Raw genomic sequence first — 1446 nt, forward strand, 5'->3', positions numbered from 1 at the left:
AACGCCAGAAAGCGCGTTTATCTGGTGGCGTTATATCTGGAACATGACGACGGCGGCATGGGGGTCTTGTCTGCCGTGTATGAAGCCAAACGACAGCATCCCGAGCTAGACGCCCTCATATTGGTGGACTGGCATCGCGCGCAGCGCGGACGCATCGGCGCCGCGGCGGAAAATACCAATGCCGACTGGTACTGCGACATGGCGGAAAAACACGCCGATACGCAGTGTCCTATCTACGGCGTTCCCGTGAATACCCGCGAGGCGCTGGGCGTCCTGCACCTGAAAGGCTTTATTATCGATGACACCGTCATATACAGCGGCGCCAGCCTGAACGATGTCTATCTGCATCAACACGATAAATACCGCTACGACCGTTATCAGGTCATTCACAACCCCATACTGGCCGATACCATGGCTCAGTATATTCAAAGGCTTCTGTCGGCATCGGCGGTACACCGGTTGGATCGCCCCGATCGCCCTAAAAGCCTGGAAATTAAAAACGAAACCCGGCAATTTCGCCAGTCGTTGCGCACGACCGCCTACCATACGCCCGACAGCGGCGATGTTAACGATCGATTGACCGTTACGCCATTAGTGGGATTAGGCAAAAAAAGCCCGCTGAATAAAACCATTCATCACTTGATGTACTGCACAAACGATCGTTTGGTGATGTGCACGCCCTATTTCAACCTGCCTGCCCTGCTGGTCAGAAATATTATCCGCTTGCTGCGGGAAGGGAAGAAAATCGAAATCATCATTGGCGATAAAACCGCGAATGATTTCTATATTCCGCAAGACCAGCCGTTTAAGATCATCGGCGCCCTGCCCTATCTCTATGAAATCAACCTGCGCCGCTTCCTGATTCGTTTGCAGCGTTACATTGATAATCGCCAGCTCGTCGTCCGCTTATGGAAGGACGGCGATAACAGTTTCCATCTCAAAGGCATGTGGGTCGATGATGAGTGGCAGTTGCTGACCGGCAATAACCTCAACCCGCGCGCCTGGCGTCTGGATCTTGAGAACGCCATTCTCATCCACGATCCTAAAAAGGTTTTGCTGGCGCAACGTTTACAAGAGCTGGAAAGCATCAAAGAACATACTCACGTAGTGGCAAACTACACGGAGCTGGAAAGTATCGCGCAATACCCGGTGAAGGTGCGCAAGCTCATCCGGCGCTTACGCAGAATCCGCATAGACCGGCTTATCAGCCGCATCCTTTAAATCGCCGGGTATTCCCATATTGCGCGCGTAGGGAATGCCTGGATCCTGCCGAAGAGCACCTCGCCGATAAACGCCTAAAACCCAGAGCCCGGCACTGCGATTGCGGCCCTTCGTTCGGTTTGACGCCTGCCGGTTTACGCCTGGGCCTCTCTTCGAAGCGGCGCTGCGCGCCGTTCAGATCCGCTCCTGCTAATTTAGCCCGCGCAAAACAAAAAGCCCCATGCT

At 53.9% G+C, this 1446-nt stretch carries 1 protein-coding gene; it reads left to right on the top strand.

Going from position 1 to position 1446, the window contains the following annotated elements; genetic code table 11:
- Positions 1 to 1221: CDP-diacylglycerol--serine O-phosphatidyltransferase (gene pssA / locus VSX58_RS19265; RefSeq protein WP_327619513.1), on the top strand; the 1221-nt coding region annotated here is incomplete at its 5' end.
- Between the last annotated feature and the right edge of the window lie 225 nt (positions 1222 to 1446).

Origin of the sequence: Brenneria populi, from assembly GCF_036016195.1 — a bacterium.
Taxonomy (GTDB): domain Bacteria; phylum Pseudomonadota; class Gammaproteobacteria; order Enterobacterales; family Enterobacteriaceae; genus Brenneria; species Brenneria populi.